Origin of the sequence: Anditalea andensis (assembly GCF_000714815.1) — a bacterium.
Classification (GTDB): Bacteria; Bacteroidota; Bacteroidia; order Cytophagales; family Cyclobacteriaceae; genus Anditalea; species Anditalea andensis.
This window is the reverse complement of sequence record NZ_JMIH01000011.1, coordinates 83,447-108,050: the sequence shown is the minus strand read 5'-3', so window position 1 is coordinate 108,050 and position 24,604 is coordinate 83,447. Positions and strand designations below refer to the sequence as shown.

Genomic DNA, 24,604 nt, shown 5'->3' with positions numbered 1-24,604 from the left:
TTATGAAAAAAATAATATATACACTCCTTTTAGCCGTACTTGCTTTTGGCTGTACAGATTTGGACTTACCGATTGAATCTAGCTATACCTCTGATATATTCCCCACCACAGAGTCTGAATTTGCTGCCGTTACCGGTCCCGTGTATGTTCAGTTGAGGGATAATATAGCCATCGATTATTACTACTTACAGGAACTTACCACAGACGAAGCCGTACTGACCGCAAGGGGAGCTGATTACTACGATGGGGGCCGCTATATACAGCTGAATCTCCATACCTGGGACGAAACCCACCCACACATCAGTGGGGTCTGGTCCTGGACGTATAGAGGGATAAGCCTGTGTGGCGAAATTCTCTCCGCCTTATCACTGGCTCCGGATAGTGATTTTAAGAACAGGACGATAGCAGAGATGAAGACCATGCGTGCCTTGTTTTATTTCTTTGCCTTGGACCTATATGGTAATGTACCCATAAGCCCTGAATATGGTAATCTGGAGCTTCCCGCTAACAGTCCGCGCGCTGCAGTTTATGAATATATAAAAAGTGAAATCAATGAGGCGTTGCCTTTCCTCTCCAAGGAGATTTCTACTGCCACTTACGGTAAGCCCACTTTCTGGATGGCCCATGCTTTACTGGCAAAATTGTATATGAATGCAGAAGTTTATGCAGGTGCCCCGGCCTATCAGGAGGCGATTACTTCCCTCAATCTGATTTTGAATGCTGCCTCCAATGGTGGCAATACCAGTTTTGATCTGGAGCCTGATTTTATGAAAATCTTTGATGTGGACAATGGTCCACAGATAAAGGAATGCATATTTGCTGTACCATTTGACCAGAATTTTGCCGCCAATGGTATGCGTTTGGGAAGATTTCCATTACACCCTTTATTAAGAGAAAACTATGGACTGCCTACGACCATCAGTGTCGGGAACTGTTTACATACCTGGGCAGATTTTTATTACTTGTTCCAGGAAGCGGAAGACGTCAGAAGACAGATATGGCTGGCGGGTCCCCAGTACTATAAGGATGGCAGACCGGTGATGGACGGGACTTATCATGTTAATTTAAATCCTGAAATCGCCTTCGTCAATATTGAAACCTTCGACAGGGGACGTTCTCCGCAGCAGATAGCCCAAGGGGCCCGAAATGTAAAATATACTCCCGACGGCACATGGACTTCTAACAGGGATTCGAGAAATGATTTTGTATTGTTCCGCTACGCAGACTTTGTCCTGCTAAAAGCAGAAGCAATTCTTAGGGGTGGCTCTGATCCATTGGGCCAATCTCCTCTGGAACTGGTGAATCAGGTGAGGACCATCAGAAAGGCCAGTCCCTTTACCGCTGTAAATCTGGATAATTTATATGAAGAAAGAGGGCGTGAAATGGCCGGAGAAACCTGGAGGCGAAATGATCAGATCAGATTTGGCAAATGGGAAGCTGCATGGGGCAGAGATGCCGCTACCGGGTTGCCGGTAAAGACCAATCAGGATACCTATCGCAGGGTATTTCCTATTCCTTTGGGCGAGTTGGCTTCCAATCCAAAATTAAATCAGAACAGCGGTTACTAATTTTATAACATGAGATTCAATATATTTCTGATTACAATATGGGGTGCTTTTCTGAGTCAAAATCTATTGGCACAGGGTATCAATCCATTGGAAAAATCCAATAAATTTATCGTGATAGGGGACTGGGGAAGAAACGGTGATGACCAACAGCTGGCAGTGGCTGACCAGCTGCTGCAGCAGGTGAAAAAACATAAGCCGGACTTTATCATTTCCACCGGGGATAATTTTTATCCAAACGGGGTGAAGAGTACCATGGATCCTTTATGGAAATATTCATTTGAGGACATTTATAAAAGTTACCATCTACAGATTGACTGGCAGGTAGTACTGGGAAACCATGATTATCTGGGAGATCCTGATGCACAGGTCGCCTACAGTTTGGTGTCCAGAAGATGGCAGATGCCGGAAAGACATTATACCAAGACCGTTCCGATCAAAGGAAGCAAAGACAAGGTATTATTTATATACATTGATACCAACAGTCTGATTCCCGAATTTTATTCCAATTCCATATACGGTCCCAATGTGGCCAAAACCGATTCTACTGCGCAAAAAATGTGGATGAAAGAATTGTTGACCAGCCATGACGAAGCTGTAAAATGGAAAATTGTAGTAGGCCATCATCCTATGTATACAGGGGGAAGAACAGAAGGCTATGATACAAAAGCGATCCGAAGATCTTTAGAAACGCTTTTTAGGGAATCCGGAGTAGATCTGTACATCAGTGGGCATGACCACAGTTTACAGTATCTGGAAAAAGATGGGCTTAGACAGATTGTATCCGGTTCAGCTTCAGAAGTGACAGCGAGTGCCTCCTTGCCCTATACGCAGTTTACTGCCTCTGAGGCCGGGTTTATGTTATTTGCCCTATCATCTGATAAGATACAGTTTGATATTATCAATAAGAATGGCGTCACCCTTTATCATGGAGAAATAGATAAATGATACCAAATTTTATGTAACCATGAATGTGATGGTTAAGGCATACCGGAACATGATTCCGGTATGCTGTTTTTTTAGATTTCCCTGAAAAAAAATAATATGAAGATGAAACAGAAAGTTGTACCCTGAAGCCTTTAAGCTATATTAATTTGGAAGTATAGCAGAAAATCTAATTCGGTTTACATCTTGACTGATCATGAACTTGATACATTACTCCTCTACAGATACCCAAGGTATACGCTAAACTAAGAGGAATTAGTAGTAAGGATTAAAGGAGCTTATGATACCACAAATTGGCTACAGTCCTCATTTATGATACTTTACGTTTTTTCAATGCTTGCCATAGTACCGGTCATGAAAGCGATACCTATCATCTAAAAGACCTCTTTCCGCTTGCGTATTGATATCGATGTTTATCAGCGTTGGGTTATTACTTCCTCTTTCTGCTTTTGGCCATTCGGGAAGGCCTTTACTATTTGGATCTCCTGTTTTTACAAAATTAGTAAAATACTGAAACATCACCTTAGAGACAGCTCTATCTTCCGCTGACCATTCATATTCGTCGACCAAATGCAGGTTGCCCATAGCATATTCGATTTCCATGGCATGGGGAGCGCCATATGCCTTTGGTGCAGGTCCGGGGTTTTCCTGTTGCACTGTACCTCCTGCTAGGCCAGCACTTAGGGACCTGTCAACCAGTGGAGGACGCAGTTTACTGAACAGGTACCGATAGACCGGCTGGTCCGAGTGCAGAAGGTGCAGATCAAACCATTTCCAGGTACTGTAGGAAATAAACCTATCCGAGGCCAATGCAGTCGCTGAATAGCCTACTTCCTCTTCTGTAGAATGGGCATATAATTTTAATACTTCCTCATGATGGTCAGGATAGGTTTCTTTTACCTTTTCTATGAAATTAGCTGGAGTCATAGGTGCCCCTTGCATAAATGCCATTGCATTCATTTCTGCAGAGTTCCAGCCCAAAAGCAAAGGTACTTGGGCCTGCACTTTTGCTTTGAATATTTCTGGGAGGGTTTTGTCTATAAAATATCCATCAAGTGTGACAGGGAATCTAAATGGATCCGATGCTGTGTATATCTCATAGATGTCCTTTGTAGGCATATCCCTTAATTCGGCAATACTTTTTATATCATTTCCTTCCAAAAATTCCTGCCCTATTCTTTCTGCTTCTGCTAAAGGGACCGGAGCCAAAGTTGGATATATCCCTGCCCCGCTTTCACCTATAGCTCCTGAAATAAGGCTGCGGGAAAGTGGGGAAGCCATCTGGTAACTGACAGAAATAGAGCCTGCTGATTCTCCTGCAATCGTAATTTTATTGGGGTCACCCCCAAAGGTTTCAATGTTGTCCTTTATCCATTGTAGCGCCATGGCCTGGTCTAAAAGACCATAATTTCCAGAACCTTTGTGCTGTGTTTCGGCACTTAGGTCAGGATGGGACAGAAAACCGAATATATTCAACCTGTGATTGGCCGTAACCACCACCACACCCTCTTGGGCCATACGCTCTCCATTATAGCGTGGTTCTGATCCATCACCAGCTACAAAACCTCCACCATATATATAAAACAATACAGGAAGACCCTGAGTACCACGTTTTGCCGGAGTCCAGACATTCAGATACAGACAATCTTCACTCATGCCATCAGACCAGGAATCCATATCACCAAACACATTTGGCTGGATGGGCTTTGGACCAAATTTTTTGGTTTTCATTACGCCTTCCCAATTGTCTATCGGTTGAGGGGCTTTCCATCTCAGATCTCCGACAGGGGGCTTGGCGAAGGGGATACCAAAATATTTTGACACATTACTTTCCACATCATAATGGCCCTCGATCAGACCATTTTTTATTTTTGCCTGTACGGGTAAATAGTTGGAGCCCTGTTGGGCCTGTACGCTACCTAGCCACATGGCTGCCAGAAAGGGCCATAAAAGTAAATTGAATTTCATAGGATTAAAGGTCTATTGTTACATATTGAGACAATAATAATTGTTTATCTACAATATTCCTATTTACTTGCCTTCGGATTAAAATCTAAACCATGACTGTCCCCGACATCTCTGACTATTTGCCCCATATTGCATTTGATTCTGTCATATTTGGTTTTTCAAAAGGGCAATTAAAAATTCTTTTGATGGAATACCATGCGACAGGGTGGTATGCCTTGCCGGGGGGATTTGTGGGGGTAAAGGAAGGACTTAACCAAGCCGTAGAAAGGGGGCTTAAAGAGAGAACAGGCTTGGAAAATATTTATTTGGAGCAGTTTTATACTTTTGGCGATTTTAACAGACATGGTGCTGAGGTGATGAAAAGAATATTAGAGGCCAATGGGTATGCGGTAAATGAGTCATATTGGCTTTTGGATAGGTTTATATCCGTGGCATATTATGCTTTGATTGATGTTGAGAAAGTTACTTTGCAGCCAGATTCCCTGTCAGATTCTATTGGCTGGTATCCCATTGATGCCTTGCCTCAGCTCATATTTGACCATCAGCAGATCGTAACCAAAGCCTTGGATACACTCCGTTACCACCTTGATCGAAAACTTATCGGAGGGAAGTTGCTGCCCGAAAAATTTACCATGAATGACCTGCAAAGGGTGTATGAAGCTATATTAGGTGAAAAGCTCCGTAGAACCAGTTTTCAACGAAAGCTGCTGGGTCTTGATATTTTGAAAAGACATGAGAAACATTTTACCGGGAAAAGCCATAAAGCACCATATTTATACAGTTTTAAATGAACGATCCGGCGCTGAAAGGGAAAAATATGACTGGATAGCTCATGATGCTTTCAGATATGCTATTTTTACCTTGTTTTCTTATTTCACCCTATAGCTCAGGCGCATGGTGATAGAGGCTGTCTTTTCTTTAGAGCTTGTATTGAATGTACCTCCCCAGGAGTAATCTTCTGCTGAATTCTGCCCGGTGATCTGAAATATTCCCATATTGGCGGAGATGAGCTGCCCTAGTCTGGAACCGGAGTTTTCGGCTATCCGCTCTGCACGCAATCTGGCATCTTCGGTCGCCTTGGAAATCATTTCTATCTTTAGGCTTTCAAGATTGGTATAGTAATATCTCGGAGGCTGGGAATAGAATTTAACACCCTGAAGCAGCAATTCTGTGATTTCCCTGGAAATCTGTTCTACCCTGTCCACCTCGCTGGAGGATATTTGTATGGACTGGTTCAATTGGTAACCCAAAAATGTCTGCCCCATAAAATTACCATTGCTACTGTAGTTTTGTTCATATAGCGGATTGGTATTGACTGCATTAAAAATGATTTGTTCTTTTGGAATGCCTTTTTGATTCAGGTAATCCGTTACCGTTTGTCGGTCTTTTTCCAAAGCAGCGTAGGCATCTTTGATTTCAAAACTTTCACGGCTGAAGTTTCCTTCCCATACGACCAGATCTGAAGAGAAATTTTGCTCACCTAGACCCGTGACATCTACTGTACCAGATTTTTTGTTCCTGTTGACGATGGCATTCCCAAGTATAGCAGCGGATATGATGATGGCCAATGCAAATATTACGGCTGTAAGGTGCTGTTTCATAATTTTTTATTCATTCATCAAATCTAAAGATTATAATGGAAATTTAGATGACTGGTCTACCTATAGCCATCATTTTTTTTTATTGTAGATCAAAAATACCTTTAAACGAAAAGTAATATGTTAACAGGCGTATTATACGACAAATTTAAAAATAGCATTTTATCCGATTTATAGGTGTCCATCATCTCTTTTCGTATCAATGATGGTCTTAGATCCCACCAAAAACCTTTGGTTAAGCGAAGGTTTTGTTTTTTTTACAATATTTGAAGGTAGTGGCGTCCATAGATGGAAATTTTACAATTTTTTTAATTATCAGAGAATTAAAATATCAGCCATATGTATAACTTTATCCTATGGCAGTAAAAAAATATAATAATGACTTGAAATTTGTAAAGTCAGAATGGTCAGGCAATCATCTTAATGATAAAGGATTATATTCCAATATCTACGGAGATGACATCAAAACCCTAAGCGAAGTCATGCGTTGGGTGCGAAGTGCCAAGCCATGGGCCAAAATTAAAAAAACACAACAGACTCCACTTTCCTTTCAGACGATAAAAGATATAAAAGATAAAAGGACCAATGCCGTCATCCCGCTAGGCCATGCCTCCTTTATAGTAGATATGAATGGAAAGCGATTAGTGATAGATCCAGTGGTGGCACCCAACAGGTTTTTAAAACGATATACTAAGGTGCCTTTTGATATACCGGCATTGGACAATATAGATTATCTATTACTTTCCCACAACCACCGTGACCATATAGATAAAAACAGTGTAAAACAACTGGCCAGGTTAAATCCTGAAGCGGTAATCCTAACTGGTTTGGAGATAGGGAAAATACTAAAAGGGTGGGGTGTAAATAACCAGGTTCAGGAAGCCGGATGGTACCAGCAGTACAGGACTGCAGAAACCCTGTCCATCGATTACTTACCCAGTCAGCATTGGTCGAGGCGATGGCTTACCGATACCAACAAGCACCTTTGGGGCTCGTTTATGCTACAGGACCTAGTAAGTGGCAAGACTATATATTTTGCCAGTGACAGCGGCTATGGAAATCATTTTAAAGATATCGGGAATGATTATAAAATAGACATGGCCATGATAGGAGTGGGTGCCTACGAACCGCAGTGGTTTATGAGGCCGGCACATACAGGCCCGTCAGATGCCATCAATGCTTTCAATGACCTCAAGGCAAAACGCTGGATGCCCATGCACTACGGTACATTTGACCTGAGTGACGAACCTATTTTCTATCCGGAACAGGTCTTAAGGGAACAATATCCAGACATGGTACCAAATATCGTATGGATGGAAATAGGGAAGAGAATAGCTTTTTGAGACTAGACAGGATTTTTACAAACCGGGATGCTACGATGAACCGGGAATAATAGGTGGCATTATACCGAATTAAGGATCATGCTTTCCCGATTTTTGGTACAGAACTAGTTTTGACTTTGATATATATGCAGCCACTGGCGCGCTACCCGCCTATCGAACACAAATAACCGACTTTCGGACACTTTTAAGTTGATGGTTTGAGCCAAATTTGTACTATCAATTTTTAAAGGAAAAAAAATTATGAAAGTAACATTAATAACAGGCGCTTCAGGAGGGATAGGAGAAGCTATAGCAAAGCGTTTGGCAAAAAGGAAGCACCACCTTTTGTTGGTAGCCAGAAACGAGGACAAGCTAAAAACATTGGCCTCTGAGCTGGCCAGGGACTATCAAACAGCTGTAACATATATAGTAGCGGACCTTTCCAAAACAGGTGCGGCACAAATGCTGTTTGATGAAACTCAACAACGCCGACTGGAAATCGAAATACTCATTAACAATGCGGGAATCGGCTCCGGTGGTGAGTTTGCAGCGCTGTCTTTGCAGTCTGAGTTGGATATGCTGCAGCTTAACATATCGTCTTTGGTAGCTCTGACCCATTTGTCTCTTCAGGGGATGAAAGCACGCAAAAGCGGCACCATCATCAATGTGGCCTCTATGGCTTCTTTTATACCGATCCCATATATGACGACCTATGCCGCCAGCAAGGTTTTTGTCCGGCATTTTACCCAGGCATTGACCCAAGAGTGTAAGCCTTATAACGTACACATCATGTTACTTTGTCCCGGTTTGACCAAAACCAATTTCAATAATGCCGCAGGCATAGAAAACGAAATAGGCAAAGGACTGGGAGCGGAATATAGCGGCTCAACACAAACTCCCGAACAGGTGGCAGATGAAATGTTAATGGCACTGGATCGTAGAAAACATTATATCGTTTCTGGCAGAATGAACCGTTTAGCAGCAAAATTTTCCGTGCTATTGCCGAATGCATTTGTTGCTAAAAGTTTTGCAGGATCCTACAGAAAAAAGCTGGGAAATTAATTTGTAAATTTGGTATTAGATAAGAGAGCCATGAATACCGATACACTCACCATCCACTTCAAGACCATTTCTGATTTTAACCTGCGTGTCGGGCTTTCCAAACCCAAACACCCTCTGGTCAGCATTCAACGTTTTGAGGATTTGCCCGTGGTAAAAAGCGTACACCGTACTAAGCTGATCAGTGAATTTTACCAGATCACCCTAAAGACAGCATGCCCCTGCAAAATGCAATATGGCCAGACACCTTTCGATTTTGATGAAGGCGTCATTTCCTGTTTTGCCCCGAGGCAAGTTACTGTCATCGATAAGGATTTTGAATTTGCTAAATCGGGTTGGCTAGTCATTATCCACCCCGACTTTTTAAGGACCTATCCCCTCGGTGTAAAAATTAAGGACTACGGTTTTTTTGATTATGAAATTAACGAGGCTTTGATCCTTTCAGATGAAGAGCAAAAATCCATAGAAACCATTTTCGAGCAAATTGAGAAGGAATACCTGCTGCCCATCGATGATTTCAGTCAGGATGTGATGATCTCTGCGATAGATTTGCTACTGACACATTTCAACCGCTATTACAAACGTCAGTTCAATACCCGTAAGACGCAGCATAGTGACCTATTATATAAGGTGGAAAAAATTTTGAACAGCTATTTTCTCAGTACCGATGTACAAAAATTACCAGGCCCGGCACATTTGGCTGAACAATTGAATTTATCATCCAAGTACCTAAGCGATTGCCTAAAGCAACTCACAGGGCAAACCACCCAACAGATCATTCACGAGAAGCTGATAGAAAAAGCCAAAGATATCCTATCCACCACAGAATACTCTGTTAGTGAAATAGCCTATCAGCTGGGATTTGAATATCCTCAATCGTTCAGTAAGCTTTTCAAAAGTAAGATGAATGTTTCTCCCTTGGAGTTTAGGAGATCCTTTAACTGACTATGCTGCATACCAAATGGGCTTTCTCTACCTCATACCCATCACCGGGTTATAACAGGTAATCATGGGACCCACACATTTGTCCCATTTTAAAAGGCTTTCTGGCTAAACCTGTCTTTTTAATATTGGTGCTACTATGCCTCAATTAAAACCACTAAAAATGAAAATATTATACAGAACATCCTTATTACAGGCGTGGCGCAGGGATGTCAAGTATCGGATATAAAAAAAAGCACCCTTTTGGACAGGTGCCATAGGGTGCTTTGAAGGACGGATCGTATTAGGATTTTATACGGCTATAAATACTTCATCATTAGAAAATATAATCCGTACTCAAGAAATTGGATTGATGGTTTTTAACGATATCGTTCAATAATTTTTTATTGGAATCAGTCACCTTGGTAGCCACCAGTGATCTGATGGAAAAGGACCGCAAGGCATCAAATACCGACAAGGTCCCTTCAGCACTGTCTTTTCTTCCAGTAAAAGGGAATACATCCGGTCCTCTCTGCGCCTGACAGTTGATATTGACCCGGCTGACCAGGTTCACAAAAGAGTCCACCAGCTGGGCCACCTCAGCAGGATTTTCGCTGAAAATACTTACCTGCATGCCGTGGGAAGCATTGATCTGATAGTCGATAGGTTCTTGTATAGATTCAAAGGGAACGACAGGGACTATAGGTCCAAACTGCTCTTCGTGGTACAACCTCATCTGCTCATTGACCGGGTAAACCACCGCTGGAAAGACAAAGGTAGCCTCATTATGTCCTCCATGCTCATTTAAGATGGCAGCACCTTTGGACAGGGCATCATCAATACAGGCTTTGAGATAGGCAGGCTTGTTCTCTTCGGGCAGGGGGGTAATTTTAACACCTTCCTGCCATGGCAAACCAGGTTTTAATGCCGCTACCGCTGCACTAAGTTTGGTAGTGAAGGCTTCGGCAATGTCTTTTTGAACAAATATCAGTTTCAGCGCTGTACACCGCTGACCATTAAAGGACAATGCACCTAACAGACATTCGTTTACAGCTACATCTATATTGGCATGCTTGGTTACGATAGCAGCGTTTTTGGCGTCCAGGCTTAGGATTGCCCTGAGGCGGTTGATTTTTGGATGTAATTTTTTCAGGCCGTTGGCCACTTTGCTAGACCCTATAAATGCCAGCACATTGACTTTCCCGCTCTCCATGATGGGAGAAATGATCTCTGCCCCTCTACCGTACAGGGTGTTCACCGTTCCCTTAGGAAATGATTCCTTAAAGGCCTCCAGTAAAGGATAATGGGCCAGTACCCCATGTTTGGGCAGTTTAAATAAAATTGTATTGCCCATAATCAAGGCGGGGATCAGGGTAGTGAAAATTTCGTTCAGTGGATAGTTGAAGGGGCCCATGCTCAATACCACTCCCAGCGGGTTCCTCCTGATCTGGGCAATAGTCCCTTCTGCCTGCTGAAACCTGGAAGATTCCCTGTCCAAATCTTTCAGGGCATCGATGGTGTCATTGATGTAATCCACAGTCCTGTCAAATTCTTTGGTAGCATCCGGGAGCGTTTTGCCGATCTCCCACATCAGTAACTTGATGACGATATCCCTTTGCTGAATCATTAAGTACACAAATTTTTGCATACAGGCGATCCTCTCTTCCAAGGACATCGAAGGCCATTTTCCGTGACCATTATCATAGGCAGCAACTGCAGCATCCAATGCTTCCATGGCTTCTTTTTGAGTAGTATTGGGAACACTGCCCAATAGTTTCCTCTGTATACCTCCATCTGTAGCCACACAAACCGGTGAGTAAATATTGGTTACCGGGCCATCCCATGACACTATTTCACCGTTTATAAGATATTCCCTTTGGTGTATTTCCGCTACCCGGTATGCTTCGGGTATAGCTGCTTCTTCTCCAAAAATTTCGGGAAAAGTATTTGCCGGCATGTTTTGTACTTCCATTGCTAGATTTTAATAGTTTATTATATAGTTTGTTAGGTTGCCTGTTTATAATTCAGATTAAGATTACCTGTCAAAAAGTTTTCCCTTATTATCTTTTGTACATCTTGTTTTGGTTAGATAGGGCATGTCGTAAAGGAAGAACGAATACAATTTCTCTTAGGTTCGTATTTATTTATGGTGAAAACCCTCAACCAATTTAACTTCTGTACCATCAATTATGGAATGGAAAAGCTTTCAGCTGTCGAATTTAATGAATAATTTTTTGAAAGATCAATCCTTCAAGGTCTTTAGGCAGTATATCAAATGATGAAGTTAATTATATTCTGGCTTAAAACCTTTTTTTAGGTTAAAATTATATCTTAATAATATGAGGAGCTTTAGCATCACTGAAAGGGGTCATCAAACACTGGCAGTTGAAACAGCCTGTCACCATCATAAAAGAAGATCTTAATGATTTTACCATGGAGAAATCTGTTATAAATGCATCTTTTGGCCTAGATAGCCTTTTGGGAGAAATGCTATTATAGATTAGCCTATAAAAATTTAGAAATTAGTAAGAGTAGAATTATCCTTAGATGGGGTGATTATGTAACATGAATTTTTCGTATAAGCGAAACAGCCTAATTACAGTTTCGGAAATATAAATCGCTTTTTTATAAAAATAATTTATTATATGACCTATTATATTAGTAAAAACTTAATATATTGTTTATGTTTTTGAATTAAATATTAATATAAAAGATTGTAGTATGGAGAAAAAATTACTAAAGTTTATAGGGTTTGCCCTATGTTACTGCATCCCCATAAGCCTTATTGCACAAAGCAGAGTCATTGAGGGAACTGTATATTCCAGGGAAGATATAAGTCCTATACCAGGTGTATCGGTGTATGTCAAAGGAAATGTTACTCAAGACACCATGACTGATTTGGATGGGAATTTTTCTATTTCAGCCAATTCCAATGAGACGGTTGTATTCAGTTTTATCGGAATGAAAACCCAAGAAAAGCAGGTTGCAAATACAGCAGAATGGGAAATTTTCATGGATATGAATGATGATCTACTCCAAGAGGTAGTAGTAACCGCTTTTGGGATTGAACAGGAAAGGCGGTCTTTAGGATATTCGGTGCAGGAGATTAAATCCGAAAGGATTCTGGAAACGCAGCAGCCCAACATCATCAATACACTTCAGGGGAAAGTTGCAGGAGTTCAGATCACCAATTCAGGAGGTGCTCCCGGAGCCTCAGCTATCATGATGATCCGTGGAGGTACTTCACTTAGTGGTAACAATCAGCCTTTATATGTGGTAGATGGTATTCCGATTGACAATACCACGCCTGTAGGGCAGGGAGGGCTTGGTGCAGCTACCGCCCCGGCATCCAACAGGGCTATTGATATTAATCCAAATGATATTGCCAGTATATCTGTACTGAAAGGACCTGCAGCAGCTGCTTTATATGGATTAAGGGCATCAGAAGGAGTCGTTGTGATCACCACAAAAAAAGGTCAGGCCGGTGTAGCAAGAGTAAATTATGGTAATTCATTTTCTTTTGATAAAGTCAATAAACTCCCAGAACTACAATCCCGATATAAACAAGGAGAGTTCGGTGTATTTGATCCTGAGGCAATCGGCTCATGGGGCCCTGTTTTCGCTGCTGAAGATATCGTTTATGACAACCTTGGGAGCATTTTCGAACCCGCATTTTCTCAAAGACATGATGTATCCGTTAGTGGAGGAAATGATAGAAGCACATTTTACGCCTCTGCCTCCCGGCTTGACCAAGGCGGAATAGTGCCTAATACTGAATTTAAAAGAAACTCCTTTAGACTTACTGGGGATACCAGAGCGGGTGATAAACTGAGGATTGGCGGATCTTTTAATTATGTTCAAACAGATCGTAACTATGTTTCGCAAGGAAGTGCAAATGGAATTATGGGTGCTGTATATTGGCCCAGGAATGATGATATGCGCAACTATCTAAATGTAGATGGGACACATCGCACTATAGGTGTAAATGATAATCCATTTTGGGGAGCATACAATAAACCAAATGCAAGTGAAGTGGAACGTATAATAGGTACAGGTAATATTATTTATGATCCGTTTCCATTCCTTAATATCACTTATCGTTTTGGGACTGATTATTATACGGATAATTTTACTGGTATCAGAATGCCAGGGACCACTATAGTCAGTGAAGAGCAAGGGGCTATTTCAGAATCCACTACAAATAATCAAATATCCACCTCTACACTGTTAGTCACGCTCAAAAAGGAGGTAAATGATTTTAGTGCCAGCCTTACTTTAGGGCATAATGCAGAAGATTTCCGTAGACAAACCACTACTTGGTACGGAAGGAATTTTATTGACCCTGGCTTTGCAGGTATCAATAATGTAGTGGAAATGGACCGTACCATCTCTCAGAACATTAACCAGCGAAGGATAATCGGTGTATTTGGAGATTTAAACCTAGACTGGAAAAATATAATTTTTTTAAATATAAGGGGGAGAAATGACTGGTCTTCTACGCTTCCGGTAGCTGCCAGATCTTTTTTCTATCCATCGGTCAGTACATCTATTTCGGTGTCAGACTTGTTACATGAGATAGGATGGGCCACCGGTGAGAGAGGTGTTTCCTTTGGAAAAATCAGGGCATCATGGGCCAGGGTAGGAAAAGACGCTCCACCACATGTTCTTGCCACCACATTGGCAACTGCTACCAATACCTTTACCATAGCTCCCCGGGGATTTATCTCCAATGCCAATGATTACTATGGCAATCCTTCTTTACGTCCTGAATTTACAAATTCCATTGAACTGGGTACGGATGTAAGGTTTTTTCAGAATAAATTGGGTGTTGATATCACCTACTACAAAACGAGTACAGATGAACAAATTCTTGGTACCAGGACACCCCCGTCTTCAGGGGCATTTCTTGCTTACTTGAACGGTGGGCAAATTGATAACGAAGGTGTAGAATTAATGATCAATACCCGTCCGCTTAGTAGAGGAGACTTCAGCTGGACGATGGATTTTAATTTTGCAAAAAATGTGGCCACTGTGAGGGGATTGCCTGGAACACTTGACAGGGTAGAACTATCGGATGCCTGGGTGGCCGGTAACGTCGCACAAGGTGCCGCCTTCTTGGGAGGATCTCTGTTTGGTATAAATGGAACTGTTTGGAGAAAGAATGCCGATGGGGTGCTGCTCCTAAATAATGACGGATATCCACAAGTCCAGTCTACCCTTACCAATATAGGTGATAGAAACCCAGATTGGACAGGTGGAATTACCAATACTTTAAGTTATAAAACGCTCTCCTTATCCTTTATGTGGGATATCCGGATAGGTGGCCATATCTATAACGCCACAGAAAATACTTTGGTAAGATCAGGTTTAAGTACCAAAACTACTGAACGGGGAAACACTAGAGTATTTGAAGGTATCATTGAATCCACCGGTGAGCCAAATACACAAGCTGTAGTTTTAAACCAAGATTATTATCAGTCCATCTATCCATTTCAGGGATTTGATTTTGTCGAAGATGGAGGCTGGTGGAGGTTGAGATATGTAACCTTGGCTTATAATTTTCCCCTACATATTACTGAAAGGCTTAAATTTCAAAATTTACAGGTTTTTGGGACAGGAAGGAATTTGCTCCTTTTTACTTCTTATTCCGGCGTAGATCCTGAAGTTTCTGGTAGTGGCGCTGGTGTGGGTGGGAGTGGATCCTTTGGGTTTGACAACTTGGGCGTGCCTGCCACCAAAGGGTTTGACTTGGGAATTAAACTTACCTTTTAATTAATTGAAATATGAAGAACAGAAACAATATCATATACTTGCTGGTAATTTTGCTATTTTTTAATTCCAGCTGTGAAAATTATCTGGATATCAACCAGGATCCAAACCTACCCACCATTGTTCCTGCACACAGAAGGGTAATAGGTGCCATCACCACTTCTAACGGCGCAGCCATGTGGCGAGGAACCAGAGAAGTAGCAGGCATCATGCAATACGCAACCACAGGATTAGCCACAGGGGCTAATAGAAATGCAGAAACTTGGCGATTTACGGCCAGTTATTTCCTATGGCAGAATGCCTATGTATTTACCATGCCCAACTGTGTAGATCTGATTGTATTGGGAGAGGATGAAGGGAATCCCCACTTTGTTGGAGCCGGGAAAACGCTTTTGGCTATGAACTTTGGACTACTGACAGACCAATATGGCGACATAGTACTAGATGATTATTACGATGGCAGATCTCAGATAACCCTTACACCTAGCTTTAATACCCAACAAGATGTTTATCAGCGAATAGATCAGCTGCTGGATGAGGCTATAACCGCATTTCAAAGTCCTAATCCCGGACCCTCATTGAATTTTAGTAATGGTGATATTTTATACCAGGGGGATATTCAAAAATGGATCAAATTTGCATGGTCGCTTAAAGCAAGGTATCTTAATCATATGTCAAAGAAGACAAGTTTATATAACCCTGATGCAATTCTCACAGCTGTTCAGAATGGATTTGACGGTGATGGCATGGATGCTGAATTTGCATATATACAAGGAGGTCAACAAACAGATGAAAACCCATGGTTCAGCTGGGGAGGATTCACCGCGGCAGACAGGATCAATCACAGGTACTTTACATGGAGCCAGTTTTTTGTTGATTTACTAAAGCATTTACCTGTGACAGAAACACAGTATACTGATCCCCGTATCGGTATCATTATGTCCCCGGCTGAGTCAGATGGAGCGTTCCGCGGTTTAAAACCTGGGCTAGGTCTTGCAGGAGGCGCCGGTGGTTCAGGTGAATTCACTGACCAAGCTGATTATGGCGTGTTTCCTAACGGCGGTTTTTATACCAAACCAACCTCTCCTATGCCTTTTATAACTTATTCTGAATTAAAATTTATTGAAGCAGAAGCTCAGTTGAGGTCAGGAAATGCCGTCGCTGCGTTTAGAGCTTATGAAGAAGGTGTCAAAGCTAATATGCGTAAATTAGGTGTGGAAGCAGCAGCTATTAATGCTTATTGGATCGCCCATATGGAAGATGGGGCCGATACCCATTTTAATGATCTTACTTCCGGATTGTCCCATATCATGAGGCAAAAATACATTACTCAAGTTTTGCATCCCGAAACCTGGGTGGATATGAGAAGGATGGACTATAGCCAAGATATCTACGGGCCCTCCTTACAAAGGCCATCCAATATTAATAACGTCATATTTGATATCAATGATCCAAATCAATGGATCAGAGCGATGGTTTATGAAACCAATGAACAAAACAGAAACGGCGATCAAATCGGTGATAATTCGGAGCAATACCGTTTACTGACTCCTCTTTGGTGGGATAGACCTTGAACATATGATAAGTAAATAGGGATATTAATTTTGACATAGCTATTATCTTTGGGTGATTTAAATTATAACTGCCACATTATCATATCCAGTGAAAAGCTGACCTTATGGAGATATCCATGAGGTTAGCTTTTTGTTTTATCATTTATGGCAATAAGAAAGGCGGAGGTGAAAATTATCCAGTAGCCGACAACTTTGGGTTTAAAGTTTTTTTAAAACATTATATAATTTCAAAGCGAAACCGCAACCTTTCCAATAAGGCTATTGCCAGATAACATCCATACCAGAATAGGTTCTTATTATATTTGGTGAATATGTTTAAATACATTCCGAGAACATGTCCGCCCGCTTTCGTTTTCTACTTGCTTTTATTGGTCGGGGGTTTGGTATTTTTTAATACCACACATCGTCTTATTTTGGTGCTGCTTTAGGAAGTTTGACATTTTTGGCTAACTTCAGATTTATTAATAGGCCGCTTTTGTGTCTTTTTACTGAAAAAATCAATTCCTTTACTTATGAAATCCGGCATTAAGGAAACTTAATACTCAGCGACGATTATAAATATGCGAGATTTTATCCCGACCTTAGGTAAGGGATAAGCTCTGACCTTTCAAAAACAAATTATAAACAGATGAAAATCTTTTTTTTCTTATTCTTTGTATCGCTTTCACTCATCATTACCGGCTGTACCCAGGAAGAAAAGCAAAAAGAAATTTTTTCCATTGTAGATGAGGCCGCCAAATCTTATTTCTTTATTCCGGAAAATCAATATTCCGGCTTTAATATTGACCCATACTATGATAGCCTGCTGGAAACAAGCGATGTCTATGGCAAAAATTCCATAAAATATGAAAAGGCCAAAGCTTTATTATATAGCGGCAGAACGATCGAAGCTATTGAGATTTTCAGGGAATTTTATGACATTAAAAAACGTACCTATACAGTAGTAGGATTAAGTAATGAGGAGGAAGCCAGTATTGAAAAAATGCTGGCCTTGTCCTATCTGCGGCTTGGAGAACAGGAAAATTGCCTGCACCATCATTCGTCTGCCTCTTGTATAGTCCCCATCAGGGAAGAAGGTTATCATCAGCTTCCGTTCGGATCTTCAGAGGCGATTAAACTTTATAAAGAAATTTTAGCCGCCATGCCATGGGATTTGGAAAGTAAATGGCTCCTTAATATTGCCTATATGACACTGGGAGAATATCCCGAAAATGTTCCCAAAGAATTTCTTATTCCTGATGATGTTTTTAGATCGGAGTATCCTTTAAAGACTTTCCCTGATATTGCCCCGCACCTTGGCCTGGATGTAAACCAGCTTTCCGGTGGCAGTATTGTAGATGATTTTAATAATGATGGCTATCTTGATATAGTGGTATCCAGCTGGTTTATCACCCATCCCCTAAAGCTTTTCATCAATGATCAAAAGGGCGGATTCATAGACGCGTCGGCTGAATCCGGATTGGACCAGATCGGCGGAGGTCTTAACATGATACAGGCAGATTATGATAATGATGGATATATGGATATCTTATTATTGAGAGGAGCATGGATGGATACGCTGGGATTATATCCAAACTCCTTGCTTAAAAATAGGGGAGACGGAACATTTGAGGATGTTACCATAGAAGCCGGACTTCTTTCCTTCCATCCTACACAGACAGCCACATGGGGTGACTTTAACAACGATGGCTGGTTGGACTTGTTTATCGGAAATGAAAGTTCATCCAAAGATAACATCCATCCCTGTGAGCTTTACCTCAACCAGCAGGACGGAACTTTTAAAGAAGTGGCCGCTATGGCCGGAGTAAGCATCAGTACAGCCGATAGCTTTCATTATGTAAAGGGAGTAGTCTCAGGCGATTATGACAATGATGGCTTTCTCGATATTTATATTTCTACCATCAACAGCGATACACCCAATATCCTGTTAAAGAACACTGGAATGGATGATAATAACATTCCCAGATTTGAAAATGTAACGGAAACCGCCGGTGTATCAGACATCTTTTCCAGTTTTACCTGCTGGTTTTGGGATTACAATAACGACGGACTACTGGATCTTTATGTACCGGGTTACGGAAAAGGATTAAATGCGGGCGCTGTCACCAAAGATATAGCTGCAGAATATCTGGGAATGCCCCATACAGCGGTAGTCGCCCGTCTGTATGAAAATTTAGGGAATGGGAAATTTAAAAATGTAGCCAAAGAAGTCGGACTTGAAAAGATCTCTTATGCGATGGGGGCCAATTTCGGAGATCTGGACAACGACGGGTACCTGGATATCTACCTGAGTACCGGTGAAGCAAGATTTTCCTCCATTATTCCCAATAAAGTCTACAGAAATGCCGCAGGAAAGAAATTTCAGGATGTAACCACAGCCGGTGGATTTGGACAGATTCAAAAAGGCCATGCCGTCTCGTTTGCTGACCTTGATAATGATGGCGACCAGGATATACATGTAGTCCTTGGAGGCGCATTTGAGGGAGACAATTTTCCAAATTCACTCTATTTAAACCCATACGATGAATCAAAGAATTGGATTTCGATAAAACTCGAAGGAACAGCTTCCAATAGGTCGGCCATTGGAAGCAAGGTGAAAATAAAGTTAGGAGATAAAGCCACAGGTAGGTTCATATACCGGGAGGTGAATTCCGGGGGGAGTTTTGGAAGCAATCCTTTAACCATGCATGTGGGGCTGGGCGAAAACAGTGTAATAGATGAAATCGAAATAATATGGGCAGGAAGTAAAAGTACACAGCTTCTCAAAAAGGTCAGAGCTAACCAGTTTATTAAAATAATAGAGGGCGAAGATAAATGGCAGGTTTTGAATCTGAAAAAACTGGATTTCAATAAATCTTCTCCGCCTTTTATGGATCACCATCATTAAATTTGTGGAAAATGCACATAAGGGAGTGAAATTTATCACGGCCATGAGGTCAGTGTACTATTATTCCTATTCCCTGACCTGATATTTTTTGTCAATTGCTGATGGATTCATAATGTTTCAGGTATTGCAGTATAGTAAGCAACTTGAATTTTGAATTCAAAATGCTTACTATTCTGTAGTAGATGTAGGTCAATCAAGTGTCTTGCAAACTGAGGAACCATTTGGTGGTTTCTTGCCTGGAAGCCTCTGGTCCTATGTCTAGGCGCCGTCTATAAATTTGTTTTGCAACACCACCCGCAGGGTAACGCAACTTGTCTTTTCCATCGGTTGCTGCCCCGTAGATAACTTCCGCAATTTCTGCAGGATCAGTATTTTGATTAATCCCACCTAGCATTTTTTGAATCATGCCATCGTATACCGGATGAGATACTAGATCTGCTGAAGTAAACAATGCAGTCTTCGTTGCATCAGGTGAAATAGTTTTGACTACGATGTTAAAAATCGATAACTCAATAGACAAACATTCGCTCAATCCTTCTAATGCCCATTTTGTAGCATTGTAAATGCTACTTAGAGGAAAGCCGGTTAGACCCGCCATAGAAGTCGTGTTCAAAAACAATCCCTCTCTTTTTGCTCTAAAATACGGGATGAATGCTCTAATTACTTTTAAGGGCCCCAAAATGTTTGTATTGATTTGCCTTAAAATCGCTCCATCATCTACAGCTTCGACTGGGCCAAATAAGCCATGACCAGCATTATTCAGCACCACATCAATGTTGCCTAGTGATAGGGCAGCCTGAACTGTTGACCTGATTTGTTCATCATCTGTAACATCTAACGGTAGAACCGTAACATTGTCCAGTTGTGTTAATTCTGTTTCCTTTTCCGGTGTTCTCATAGTTGCTATCACTTTCCAACCTTTGGAATGGAACAGTTTAGCGGTTGCTTTACCAATGCCTGATGAAGCACCTGTAATGAAGATTGTTTTCATCTGTTTATGTTTTGTTTTTTAATGGTCATAACTTGTCCCGTACCGGAGGTCGGGATGATCTCGATTTGGCCGATAATCATCCCAGTGTGTGAGCTTTTGCTCATGCTAGATTTCATATGATTTATTTGTTTGAGTGGCTTCAAAAGTATAGAGAAAAAAGTATACATTTGATACCTGTATCCTAAAGTATACTTAATCCGTTTAACGTACTGTCATGGTAACCAAAAATGAGGAAACAAATTTCCAGGAAAAAATAAAGGCGATTCAGGACACCATGTTTGTCCTAGGGGGTAAGTGGAAAATACCAGTGATTTTATCTATCTACTCAGGAAATAAGCGTTTTAATGAAATAGCTAGCTCTATACCCACGATTACGAACCGTGTTTTATCCAAAGAGTTGAAGCACTTAGAAGAAAACTTACTGATAAGCAGAACCGTAATAGATGATTACCCAGTAAGGATTGAATATGCCCTCACAGCATACTGTTTAACTACCGAAGAGGTAGCTGCGCCTTTGGAAAAATGGGGCAAAAATCATCTAAAGAAAATCAGTGGAAAAGTGTAAGTTTAATACACCGCCCTGGTCAGACATTCAAACCGATTATGTTTACTTTACGGTTTACCGTTGTAGGTAATCGCATTCAGCAGAGCATGAAATATATAATCATCATGAAAATATAGGTCATACTTGACTACTTGATTTTGCTAAGGAGGTATTGTTTAATACCAAATCCCATACTTTTAGGGAGATGCATTATAAAAAAAGTAGCAACGCAGTTTGAAACCAAGTCTGTTTTAATTCAAGAAGATAGCAGCTGTAAAGGACGTATTTTCGTGATTTTCCATAGGGATTGGGGTTATCTCTTTGCCTTCAAACTCTATATGGTATATATAGCAACATGATTTGTTTTCTCCTTTGGATTATCCACAATAGGTAACAAATTCATGTACCTCATCATCGCCAAATATATAAGGGCATTTCAGCTTGTAAGTGAGTTTCTTCTGTTCGTCACAATTTTTCACAAATAAAATGATTTGTCGTATGACTATTACCATTATAGCTTACCATTCCTAATTGTGAAAGGTTAACATCTGGTATAAAGCCTGGCCTGGCAGGAGCGTGGTAAAATAACCCCCATCTTCTCTCATAGGCTAAGTACTTACCCGATGATAAGCCACTATATTTAAACCTGTTAACGTTTAATTTTTTCCCACTACTCTAACTTCAATAATAAATTATTTGGGTGGGTTTTAAATATTGAGATATTATTTGCATCTTTGTTGCATGTAGGTTTTTGTTAATATTCTGCTATTGAATAAACCATTATTGTAACAAAGGCCTCTCAAACCTAAAAGGCTATACGTGTAACCTTTCCGCAATATCTTTAAATATTTCCATGCTTATGGTCCATCTTAGTTTGGTGGTCATATAGCATTATTTATTATAGAATATTCCGACAGACGAAACCGTATGTCATTTGATAATTTATTCTTGACTTTTTGACATATGGGCTTGAAAGGTCTGATTTATTTACCTTTTGCTAATAATCATTAAGATGAGTAAGCTATGGTTTACATCATCTATAACGCAGTATTGCTCAAATGAAGAGTATCATAATTTGGTATTTAGTATTTGTTTCCGGGGCCGTCTTTGGCCAATCCGTAAAGCTATCAGGCGAGGTAGTGGATGAAAACGGGGAGCCTTTGAGAGGGGCAAATATATGGCTTTTTCCGGATAGCCTTATGATCGACACGGATAGGAGGGGGCACTTTTCCTTTTCTGAAGGGATCGAGCAAGATAGTTACCTGCTCATTTCCCATATTGGTTATGTAACACAACGGATCAATTTTTTTCCCGGCCAAAAAGCGGAGGGTTTTAGGGTAGTACTTATACCATCTGACCAACTCTTATCCGAGGTATTGGTGGAGACCAATCCTTTTCGCAAGCAGGAGGATGCTCTGAATGTAGAGGTAGTGGGACGTGATTTTCTCCAAAAGTACATGGGAGGCAGCCTTATGCATACCTTGGAGCGCCTTCCGGGCATCAGTACCATAGGGATAGGGTCCGGTCAGTCTAAGCCGCTGATCCGTGGATTGGGTTTTAATCGGGTGGTGGTACTCGACAAGGGCATAAAACATGAAGGCCAGCAATGGGGAGCGGATCACGGACTGGAACTGGATCAGTTTGCTGCCGAAGAAGTAGAACTGATCAAAGGGGCAGCTTCTTTTGCCTATGGTTCTGATGCTATTGGTGGGGCCATCAATGTAAAGCCGGTGCCTGCACCGGATCCCGGTACATTTGGTGGATCAGTGGACCTGATCGGCAAGTCAAACAATAACCTCCTGGGCACTTCTATAAATCTGTTTAGCCGAAATGAAAAGTTGTATTTTGACACCCGCCTGAGCTATCAGCGATACGGAGACTATAGAGTACCCACAGATGTGGTACATGTATATGATTTTCCCGTGAAGCTGTACAGGAACCACCTGCGCAATACAGCGGGTAAAGAAACCGGGTTTCATTTACAGGCAGGTTACCTGGGCGACCGGGCCAAATCCATTCTATATTTCAGCCACATCTACAGCAAAAGCGGTTTTTTTGCCAATGCCCATGGACTGGAACCCCGGAGGGTGGACACTGACCTGCATGATAGCTCAGACCGTGATATACAGATGCCCAACCAGCAGGTGGACCATTATAAAATAATAAGCCATACAGCGTATAGATTTTCCGGTCACCGTTTGGAGATGGAATTGGGTTACCAGCGTAATTTACGGGAGGAATACAGTGCCTATGTCAACCATGGCTACATGCCACCGGTCTATCCATCAGAAATGCCGGTCTCCTCCAGTCTGGAAAGGGCCTTCGATAAACGTGTCTATTCGGTAAACCTCCGGGATAATCTGTCTTATGGCAAACACTTGCTCGCTGTAGGTATGAGTGGTGAATATCAGGACAATGCGATCAGTGGCTGGAGTTTTCTTGTACCTGCATTCCGTCAGGTCATGGCAGGGGCATTTGTGTACGACAAGAGACAAGATTAACCTAAAGGATAACCTACTATTGCATGCTGCCCTTCGCTACGATTATGGGAAGATCCAATCCAGTGAATACGTAGACTGGTTTACTTCTGATATCATAACGGAAGAGGGTGGATCCATTTCCGAAAACCTACAACGGGCATCGAGCCTTTCCCGGTCCTTTAACAGTCTGGTCTATTCTGCCGGGATCAATTATAACCTGAACAAGGTCCAACTCAAAGCCAATCTTGGTAAAAGTTTCCGGATGCCCATAGCCAAAGAACTTGCTGCCAACGGGGTGAACTATCATTATTTCAGCTATGAGCGTGGCAATGCAGACCTTTCCCCGGAGCAGTCCTACCAGCTTGATTTAGGGGGGATTTGGGAAGGCGGCAACTGGTCCCTGGAGCTGAGTCCTTTCTTCAATTATTTTTCCAACTACATCTACCTGAACCCTACATCCGAGCATGATTATTATTATGGGGCAGGAAATCAGGTGTTTCAATACACCCAAAGTGAAGTGATGCGATATGGGGGAGAGGTGCAGCTAGGCTATCAGCTGCTAAATAATCTGCGGACGGAGCTGCTGGGGGAGTATGTATATGCCCGCCAGCTTTCAGGAGATAAAATAGGCTATACTTTGCCATTTTCACCCCCGCCTTCCTTACTGCTCAACCTTACCTGGTCGCCTGCGATCATGCAGGGGCTAAAGGCAACATACATATCCATAGATTATCGCATGACCGACAAGCAGCATAATATAGTGCCTCCTGAAAAGAAAACTCCAGGTTATCAGGTATTGAATGTACAGGTAGGAACCCAAGCGCTATTATACAAACAACCTGTCCAGCTAAGCATTCAGGCGCAGAACCTGCTTAATACTTATTATTTGAACCATACCAGTTTCTATCGATTGATTGAGCTGCCCGAAGCTGGGCGTAACATTATCTTATCAATTAAAACACCTCTTTCTAAATAATTAAA

16 protein-coding genes are annotated in these 24,604 nt (G+C 41.6%); 12 read left to right on the top strand and 4 right to left on the bottom strand.

All coding sequences use genetic code 11. The annotated features are described in order from the left end of the window. Positions 1 to 2: 2 nt before the first annotated feature. Positions 3 to 1,568 carry a RagB/SusD family nutrient uptake outer membrane protein gene (locus EL17_RS02600; protein WP_035069705.1) on the top strand — a complete coding sequence of 522 codons (1,566 nt, stop codon included), beginning with the start codon at positions 3 to 5 and terminating at the stop codon, positions 1,566 to 1,568. 9 nt (positions 1,569 to 1,577) lie between these two features. After that, the gene (locus EL17_RS02595) at positions 1,578 to 2,513 is read left to right on the top strand and encodes a metallophosphoesterase (RefSeq protein ID WP_051719759.1); all 936 of its coding nucleotides are present in this window, start codon (positions 1,578 to 1,580) and stop codon (positions 2,511 to 2,513) included. Between the two features lie 327 nt (positions 2,514 to 2,840). On the opposite strand, the gene EL17_RS02590 is transcribed toward EL17_RS02595, so the two are convergent. After that, complete coding sequence (locus EL17_RS02590) at positions 2,841 to 4,478, bottom strand: carboxylesterase/lipase family protein (RefSeq protein WP_035069702.1); 1,638 nt, start codon at positions 4,476 to 4,478, stop codon at positions 2,841 to 2,843. A gap of 92 nt (positions 4,479 to 4,570) precedes the next feature. Here EL17_RS02590 and EL17_RS02585 point away from each other — a divergent pair, with 92 nt between their 5' ends. Beyond that, positions 4,571 to 5,269: an NUDIX hydrolase gene (locus tag EL17_RS02585; protein WP_035069699.1), complete on the top strand. Its 699-nt coding sequence runs from the start codon at positions 4,571 to 4,573 to the stop codon at positions 5,267 to 5,269. A gap of 78 nt (positions 5,270 to 5,347) precedes the next feature. On the opposite strand, the gene EL17_RS02580 is transcribed toward EL17_RS02585, so the two are convergent. Beyond that, positions 5,348 to 6,079 (bottom strand): SIMPL domain-containing protein, encoded by a 732-nt coding sequence (locus EL17_RS02580; RefSeq protein ID WP_035069696.1) that lies wholly within the window; start codon positions 6,077 to 6,079, stop codon positions 5,348 to 5,350. A gap of 353 nt (positions 6,080 to 6,432) precedes the next feature. Here EL17_RS02580 and EL17_RS02575 point away from each other — a divergent pair, with 353 nt between their 5' ends. The 3 genes from EL17_RS02575 to EL17_RS02565 all read left to right on the top strand — a co-directional run bounded on the left by EL17_RS02575 (position 6,433) and on the right by EL17_RS02565 (position 9,402). Continuing rightward, positions 6,433 to 7,419, top strand: coding sequence for an MBL fold metallo-hydrolase (locus tag EL17_RS02575; protein WP_051719758.1), 987 nt, complete (start codon positions 6,433 to 6,435; stop codon positions 7,417 to 7,419). Positions 7,420 to 7,659: 240 nt separating this feature from the next. After that, the gene (locus tag EL17_RS02570; protein WP_035069693.1) at positions 7,660 to 8,460 is read left to right on the top strand and encodes an SDR family NAD(P)-dependent oxidoreductase; all 801 of its coding nucleotides are present in this window, start codon (positions 7,660 to 7,662) and stop codon (positions 8,458 to 8,460) included. 30 nt (positions 8,461 to 8,490) lie between these two features. Then, the gene (locus tag EL17_RS02565; RefSeq protein WP_035069690.1) at positions 8,491 to 9,402 is read left to right on the top strand and encodes a helix-turn-helix domain-containing protein; all 912 of its coding nucleotides are present in this window, start codon (positions 8,491 to 8,493) and stop codon (positions 9,400 to 9,402) included. A gap of 313 nt (positions 9,403 to 9,715) precedes the next feature. On the opposite strand, the gene EL17_RS02560 is transcribed toward EL17_RS02565, so the two are convergent. After that, the gene (locus EL17_RS02560) at positions 9,716 to 11,350 is read right to left on the bottom strand and encodes an NADP-dependent glyceraldehyde-3-phosphate dehydrogenase (RefSeq protein WP_240485923.1); all 1,635 of its coding nucleotides are present in this window, start codon (positions 11,348 to 11,350) and stop codon (positions 9,716 to 9,718) included. Between the two features lie 749 nt (positions 11,351 to 12,099). On the opposite strand from EL17_RS02560, the gene EL17_RS02555 reads away from it, so the two are divergent. The 3 genes from EL17_RS02555 (at position 12,100) to EL17_RS02545 (ending at position 19,608) form a co-directional block, all read left to right on the top strand. Beyond that, complete coding sequence (locus EL17_RS02555) at positions 12,100 to 15,150, top strand: SusC/RagA family TonB-linked outer membrane protein (protein ID WP_035069687.1); 3,051 nt, start codon at positions 12,100 to 12,102, stop codon at positions 15,148 to 15,150. Positions 15,151 to 15,161: 11 nt separating this feature from the next. After that, positions 15,162 to 16,721 carry a SusD/RagB family nutrient-binding outer membrane lipoprotein gene (locus tag EL17_RS02550; RefSeq protein WP_035069684.1) on the top strand — a complete coding sequence of 520 codons (1,560 nt, stop codon included), beginning with the start codon at positions 15,162 to 15,164 and terminating at the stop codon, positions 16,719 to 16,721. Between the two features lie 628 nt (positions 16,722 to 17,349). Continuing rightward, entirely contained in the window at positions 17,350 to 19,608 is a 2,259-nt protein-coding gene (locus EL17_RS02545; protein ID WP_035069681.1) for a CRTAC1 family protein, read from the top strand. A 193-nt stretch (positions 19,609 to 19,801) separates the two neighbouring features. Here the strand turns inward: EL17_RS02545 and EL17_RS02540 are convergent, their stop codons facing one another. Further along, a complete protein-coding gene (locus tag EL17_RS02540; RefSeq protein WP_035069679.1) occupies positions 19,802 to 20,599 on the bottom strand; it encodes an SDR family oxidoreductase in 798 nt (265 codons plus the stop codon). Positions 20,600 to 20,813: 214 nt separating this feature from the next. On the opposite strand from EL17_RS02540, the gene EL17_RS02535 reads away from it, so the two are divergent. The 3 genes from EL17_RS02535 to EL17_RS23840 all read left to right on the top strand — a co-directional run bounded on the left by EL17_RS02535 (position 20,814) and on the right by EL17_RS23840 (position 24,599). After that, positions 20,814 to 21,164 (top strand): winged helix-turn-helix transcriptional regulator, encoded by a 351-nt coding sequence (locus tag EL17_RS02535; protein WP_035069676.1) that lies wholly within the window; start codon positions 20,814 to 20,816, stop codon positions 21,162 to 21,164. Positions 21,165 to 22,201: 1,037 nt separating this feature from the next. After that, positions 22,202 to 23,644, top strand: a complete 1,443-nt coding sequence (locus tag EL17_RS23845) for a TonB-dependent receptor (RefSeq protein ID WP_051719757.1) — start codon at positions 22,202 to 22,204, stop codon at positions 23,642 to 23,644. Then, the gene (locus EL17_RS23840; RefSeq protein WP_205623523.1) at positions 23,619 to 24,599 is read left to right on the top strand and encodes a TonB-dependent receptor domain-containing protein; all 981 of its coding nucleotides are present in this window, start codon (positions 23,619 to 23,621) and stop codon (positions 24,597 to 24,599) included. Before EL17_RS23845 ends, EL17_RS23840 begins: the two co-directional genes overlap by 26 nt. The last annotated feature ends 5 nt before the right edge of the window (positions 24,600 to 24,604 follow it).